The organism is Sphingomonas sp. P3_C5 (genome assembly GCF_056402635.1).
This window is the reverse complement of sequence record NZ_JBFUHA010000001.1, coordinates 1,279,539-1,285,907: the sequence shown is the minus strand read 5'-3', so window position 1 is coordinate 1,285,907 and position 6,369 is coordinate 1,279,539. Positions and strand designations below refer to the sequence as shown.

The 6,369-nt window shown below is 64.6% G+C and carries 6 protein-coding genes; 2 read left to right on the top strand and 4 right to left on the bottom strand.

Going from position 1 to position 6,369, the window contains the following annotated elements:
• A partial coding sequence (locus tag AC1DVS_RS06120) for a DUF3597 family protein (protein WP_478021169.1) occupies positions 1-333 on the top strand: 333 nt, incomplete at its 5' end.
• An 81-nt stretch (positions 334-414) separates the two neighbouring features.
• On the opposite strand, the gene AC1DVS_RS06115 is transcribed toward AC1DVS_RS06120, so the two are convergent.
• Positions 415-1,296 carry a LysR family transcriptional regulator gene (locus AC1DVS_RS06115; protein WP_478021167.1) on the bottom strand — a complete coding sequence of 294 codons (882 nt, stop codon included), beginning with the start codon at positions 1,294-1,296 and terminating at the stop codon, positions 415-417.
• Between the two features lie 93 nt (positions 1,297-1,389).
• On the opposite strand from AC1DVS_RS06115, the gene AC1DVS_RS06110 reads away from it, so the two are divergent.
• The gene (locus AC1DVS_RS06110) at positions 1,390-2,889 is read left to right on the top strand and encodes a CoA-acylating methylmalonate-semialdehyde dehydrogenase (protein ID WP_478021166.1); all 1,500 of its coding nucleotides are present in this window, start codon (positions 1,390-1,392) and stop codon (positions 2,887-2,889) included.
• Between the two features lie 21 nt (positions 2,890-2,910).
• Here the strand turns inward: AC1DVS_RS06110 and AC1DVS_RS06105 are convergent, their stop codons facing one another.
• The 3 genes from AC1DVS_RS06105 to AC1DVS_RS06095 form a co-directional block, all read right to left on the bottom strand.
• Entirely contained in the window at positions 2,911-3,801 is an 891-nt protein-coding gene (locus AC1DVS_RS06105) for an HpcH/HpaI aldolase/citrate lyase family protein (RefSeq protein WP_478021164.1), read from the bottom strand.
• Between the two features lie 39 nt (positions 3,802-3,840).
• Positions 3,841-5,007: an acyl-CoA dehydrogenase family protein gene (locus AC1DVS_RS06100; protein ID WP_478021162.1), complete on the bottom strand. Its 1,167-nt coding sequence runs from the start codon at positions 5,005-5,007 to the stop codon at positions 3,841-3,843.
• 117 nt (positions 5,008-5,124) lie between these two features.
• Positions 5,125-6,273 (bottom strand): cellulase family glycosylhydrolase, encoded by a 1,149-nt coding sequence (locus AC1DVS_RS06095; RefSeq protein ID WP_478021160.1) that lies wholly within the window; start codon positions 6,271-6,273, stop codon positions 5,125-5,127.
• Between the last annotated feature and the right edge of the window lie 96 nt (positions 6,274-6,369).

Below are 6,369 nucleotides of genomic sequence, written 5' to 3'. Positions count from 1 at the left end.
GCACCGGCCGCGCCGGCGGCGCCCGCTGCCGCCGCCCCAGCTGCGCCGGCGCCCGCCCCGGCGCCAGTGCCGCAGAATGTAGATGTCGGCGTGGTCCTGGCAGAGATGGCCTCGATGAAGGGTGGCGGCGGCAACTATCAGACGTCGATCGTCGATCTGCTGAAGCTGCTCGATCTCGATTCGAGCCTCACTGCGCGGAAGGGGCTCGCCGACGAGCTGAACGTGCATGTCGGTGCGGACGGCAGCGCTGAGGAGAATATCGCGCTGCACAAGGCAGTGATGGCGAAGCTCGCCGAGAATGGCGGTGTGGTGCCGGACAGCCTGAGGGGCTGAATCTCCCGGTGCGTGTTGGAAATGTCATGCCGGGCGCTGACATTTCCAGCATGTACAGAACATTGTACAGATAGCGGAGTGTCAGAACCGGGATGCCTGTGCTCGCGCCTGTTGCGCGACGAAATCAGCGACTGCGCGGATGCGCGGGACGCGGGCGAGATCGGTGTGGACGATCATCCAGTAGCTGCGCACCACTTCCACCACCTCGGGGAGCACACGCACGAGACGCATGCGCGGGTTGACCGCGAAGCAATGCAGCAGGCCGAAGCCGAGCCCCGATATCACGGCTTCCATCTGGGCGGTGACTGAGCTCGAACGGAAAACGCAGCGCCGCGACAGCGACTGATCGAGATTGCGCAGCTCAGGCAGGTCGATCATCTCCTCGATATAAGAGATGAAGGGCTGGCTGCGCAGCTCGGCGAGGGTCTCTATCGGGCCTGTCCGGGCGAGCAGATCCTCCGAGGCGAACAGCCCGATCCGGTAGTCGACCAGCCGGGCGGCCTGGAGCCGGCCATGATCCGGCCGGTGGAGGCTGATCGCGATATCAGCCTCACGCTTCGACAGGTTCACCGCACGCGATTCGGGGACAAGCTCGAGCTCGATCGCCGGATGCTGCGCATTGAGCAGATGCACGCGCGGGGCGATGAAGGAGGTGCCGAACGCCTCAGTGGTCGAGAGCCGCACAACACCCGAAACCTGTTCGTCCTGCCCCTCGACGCTGCGGCCGGCCGACAGCACCTCCTCCTCGACCCGTTCGGCGTGGTGGAGCAGTTCCATCCCGGCCTTGGTCGGCTGCACGCCGCGTGGCGAACGATCGAACAATCTGGTGCCGAGCGAATGTTCGAGCGCGGTCACGCGGCGTGCGAGTGTCGTGTGGTTGAGGCCGAGACGCTGGCCGCTCGCGACGAAGCTGCCGCTACGGGCGACTGACAGGAACAGCCGGAGGTCGTCCCAGTTCAGCATTCACATATTCGCACAGCTGTTTTGCATAATGCCCGTATATATGGACACCAATGCAAATGCTATCGGGGGCGCAACCAATGAGAGGATTCCCGAATGCGCGTGATTCAGCATTTCATCGACGGCGCTTCCACCACTGCGGCGCCTTCGCGGCTGGGCGATGTCTTCGATCCGTCGATCGGCACGGTCCAGGCGCAGGTTGCCCTGGGTGACTCGGCGTTGCTCGACGCAGCGGTGGCCAGCGCCAAGGCGGCGCAGCCGGCCTGGGCCGCGACCAACCCGCAGCGCCGCGCGCGCATCATGTTCCGCTTCAAGGAGCTGATCGAGCAGCATATGGACGAGCTCGCCGAGCTGCTGTCGCGCGAGCATGGCAAGGTGATCGCCGATTCGAAGGGCGACATCCAGCGCGGGCTCGAAGTGGTGGAGTTCGTCTGCGGCGTGCCGCATCTTCTGAAGGGCGAATATACCGAGGGCGCGGGCCCCGGCATCGATGTCTATTCGATGCGCCAGCCGATCGGCATCGCCGCCGGCATCACCCCGTTCAACTTCCCGGCGATGATCCCGTTGTGGATGTGCTCGCCGGCGATCGCATCGGGCAATGCCTTCATCATCAAGCCGAGCGAGCGCGATCCTTCAGTGCCGGTGCGGCTTGCCGAACTGGCGCTCGAAGCGGGGCTGCCCAAGGGCATCCTCAATGTCGTGCACGGCGACAAGGTCATGGTCGATGCGATCCTCGACCATCCCGACATCAAGGCGGTGAGCTTTGTCGGCTCGTCCGACATCGCCCAATATGTCTATGGCCGCGGCGCCTCGAACGGCAAGCGCATGCAGTGCATGGGCGGCGCGAAGAACCATGGCATCGTGATGCCCGATGCCGATCTCGACCAGGCGGTCGCTGATATCATCGGCTCTGCCTATGGCTCGGCGGGCGAGCGCTGCATGGCGCTGCCGGTGGTCGTGCCGGTCGGCGAAGCGACGGCCGAGCGACTGCGCGAGAGGCTCATCGCAGCGATCGCCGATCTGCGGGTCGGCGTACCGACTGATCCGGACGCGCATTACGGCCCGGTCGTGAGCGCGCAGCACAAGGCGCGGGTCGAGAATTATATCCAGATGGCAGTGGACGAGGGCGCCGAGCTGGTCGTCGACGGGCGCGGGCTTTCGCTCCAGGGCTATGAGAATGGCTATTATATGGGCCCGACGTTGCTCGACCGCGTCACGCCGGAGATGCAGAGCTATCAGGAGGAGATTTTCGGGCCGGTGCTGCAGATCCTGCGCGCAGCGACCTTCGAGGAGGCAGTCTCCTATCCGACCAACCACCAATATGGGAATGGCGTCGCCATCTTCACGCGGAATGGCGATTTCGCGCGGAAGTTCGCGAGCAGCGTCGAGGTCGGCATGGTCGGCATCAACGTGCCGATCCCGGTGCCGGTCGCCTATCACAGCTTTGGCGGCTGGAAGCGCTCCGGCTTTGGCGATCTCAACCAGTACGGGATGGACGGCATCCGCTTCTACACGCGGACCAAGACCATCACCCAGCGCTGGCCAAGCGGCGGCGCGGTGCTCGACCAGAGCTTTGTTATCCCGACGATGGGGTGAGCCGGCGCGTTGGCGGCGCGGTTAGCTCCGCTCCGCCAACGCCAGCAGCGCCTGGGCGCGCGCCAGATAGGGCCGGTCGAGCATGCCGCCCTTGTAGCCGATCGTGCCGACGCCGGGATTGGCAGCGAACAGATCTACGATCTCCTGCGCAGCGGCGATCTCGTCCGCGTTCGGGCTGAACGCCTGGTTGATCACATCGACCTGCGCCGGATGGATGGCGAGCATGCCGCGATAGCCATCGCGCCGGACCTGCTCGGCCCGTTTGCGCAGGGTCTCGAGGTCGCGGAAATCGCCCTGGATCGTCTCGATCGGGGCGACCCCGGCGGTCGCCGCGCCGAGCAGGCAGAGGCTTCGCGCGAGCTGATAGGTGAAGGCATAGCTGCCATCGGGGTTGCAGTTCTCGCTCGCCCCCAGCGCATCAGCGAGATCCTCCGCGCCCCAGGTCATCGCGACGAGCCGCGGCGCGCCGGCATAGTCGCCTGTCGTGAACATGCCCGCCGCAGTCTCCGTGACGAGGGCGATCACCCTGGTCGAGCCCTGTTCGATCCAGGCGGAGACCTCCAAAGCCGACAGATAATGGTCGAGTAGCTCGACGTCGGCGCGTCCGCGCGCCTTGGGCAGCATGATCCCGCCGGGACGGCCGGGGATGACCGCCGCCAGATCGGCCAGTGCATGCGGTCCGTCGAGCGGATTGATCCTGATCCACAGCCGCGAACGATCCTCGGGCTGGGCATCGAGGAATGCGCGCACCATCGTCCGCGCCTTTGGTTTTTCCTCGGGCGTGACCGCATCTTCGAGATCGAATATGGCGATATCCGCCGAACCGGCGGCCGCCTTCTCCATCTTCTTCTCGCTGTCTCCGGGTGCGAACAGCCAGGAGCGCATCTTCAGCGGTGTAGCGTCAGTCGTCATTGCGTCATCCGATCCAGGCAGCGCGTGCCGCCGATATGCTCAATAGGATTTGGGCAGTTCAAGCACCTTCTCGGCGAGATAGTTGAGGATCATGTGCGGGCTGACCGGTGCGATCCTGGGTATCAGGCTTTCGCGCAGATAGCGTTCGACATGATATTCCTGCGCATAGCCCATGCCGCCAAGCGTCAACATCGCTGTGTGGCACGCCTCGAACCCGAATTCACCGGCGAGATATTTGGCGGCATTGGCCTCGACGCCGCACTCCTCGCCCTTGTCGAACAAAGTGGCTGCCTTCATCACCATCAGATTGGCGGCTTCGAGCTGCGCCCAGCATTTGGCGAGCGGATGCTGGATGCCCTGGTTCTGGCCGATCGGCCGATCGAACACGATCCGCTCGCGGGCATAGCGGGCTGCCCGCCGGATCGCCACGCGCCCCAGGCCCACCGCTTCAGCCGCCAGCAGCACCCGCTCCGGATTAAGGCCGTGCAGGATGATCCTGAAACCCTCGCCCTCGGTGCCGACCAGATCCGCCTCGGGGATCCACAGATCCTCGAAGAACAGCATATTCGAATCGACTGCGTGGCGGCCCATCTTGTGGATCAGCCGGGTTTCGATCTTCGCCTTGTCGAAATCGGTGTAGAAGAGCGACAGCCCGTCGGTCTTGCGCTTGCACTGGTCGAGCGGCGTGGTGCGCGCCAGCAGCAGCATCTTGTTGGCGACCTGGGCTGTCGAGATCCAGATCTTCTCGCCGTTGACGCGATAGCCGCCCTCTTTCCGCTCGGCCCGCGTTTTGAGCTGGGTGGTGTTCAAGCCGACATTGGGCTCAGTCACGGCGAAACACGCCTTGTCCTCGCCGCTGATGATGCCCGGGATCGAGCGCTGCTTCTGTGCCTCGGTGCCGAACAGGATGATCGGCTGGAGCCCGAAGATGTTGATATGGACGGCAGAGGCGCCGCTCATTCCGGCGCCGGATTCAGCGATCGCCTGCATCAGGATCGCGGCTTCGGTGATGCCCAGTCCCGATCCGCCATAGGCCTCCGGCATGGCGATACCGAGCCAGCCTGCGTCCGCCACCGAGCGGTAGAAATCCTCGGGGAAAACGCCGTCGCGATCGCGTTCGAGCCAATATTCGTCGGGGAATTTGGTGCAATGCTTGAGGATCACGTCGCGGATATTCTGCTGGTCCTGAGTGAACGAGAAATCCACGATCTTGCGGCCTTGCTAGCGTGACGCGCGCGACGCCCAGCGGGTCGCAGTCGGGGCATAGTGCCACAACGGGGCCAAAAGGACATATCGCGCCCGCGAAGGGACGCGAGGGCGGAATCAGGCCGCCCTGGAGTCCCTCTCCGCTTCTTCGACCGGCGCCTCAGGCGTGGGTCCGCCGGGAATCCCGACAAGCGGCCAGTGCCGGGTTTTCACATCGATGGCGCTCAGCAGGCGCAGAAACTCGACCTCGTTGGGATCATGGGCAACGCCGCCGATCTCGAAGATATCGTGGAACCACTTCTCTTCGAAGCCGGCGAGGTTCGGGTTTTCCCAGGACCCCCATGGCAGATGAGTCTGGGTCTTGCCGCGGACCAGGCCCCAGCAGAAGGCGCCGACATGGTTTTCCTTCGCGATCGGCAGGATCGCCTCGAAGGTGCTCCCAGCCGGGCGCGCCATGAACTCAGTGCAGAGAAGCGGCCGGCCGAATACGCTCAGCCATTCGATGCGCTGGAGGAAGTCCTCGGCGACACCGTAATTGTGGAAGGAGATGACGTCCGAAAGGCTGGTCTGGGCCTGTTGGAGCGGGGTCAGCCGATCGGGGGAAGACCAGTCGCCAAGCCAGATGGCGCTGGTCAGCGGCTGGATCGGGTCCATCGCGCGGGCCCAGCCAAAGGCCTCGCGCAGCAGCGGCAGGACCAGATCGGCCTTGGCGGCAAGCTCGGTCGCGTCGCAGGCGGACACATCGGGGCCGTTGTCTGGCTCGTTCCAGATATCCCAGGCGAAGACCCGCTGATCCTTGCCGAAGCGGCCGACGACGCCCTTCACATAGGCTTCGAGCCTGGCGTGCTGCGACGGGTCCCGCAGCGCGGCGATGCCGGGCGCCTGCACCCAGCCGGAATTATGGACGCCGGGGGTCGGGCGCGGCTGGACACCGAGCGCTGGCTCAGGATCCCAGCAGGAATCGAACAGCACGAGCATCGTCCGGATGCCGTGGCGGTCGGCCACGGCAAGGAAATCGTCGATGCGGCGCAGCAGGCCTGCGGAATCGTCGATCCACAGCAGATCGTGGAGATACACGCGCACTGCGTTCATGCCGATCGACGCGGCGAGAGCGAGCTCGGCCTCGATCATTGGCAGGTTGAACGTCTCCGCCTGCCACATTTCGAGCTGATTGATCGCATCCGAAGGGGTGAAGTTGCACCCCATCGGCCATGGCTGGGCCGCCCACCAGTCCCTGGCGACTTCCACCCCCCAACGCTTACGCATAACTCGCCTCACATCAACGCCGCGATGCGCAACGCCCTGGTTTCGCATCACAAACCGAGAATAGAATGTAAACCTGAATTAAGGCTTTACCCGCGA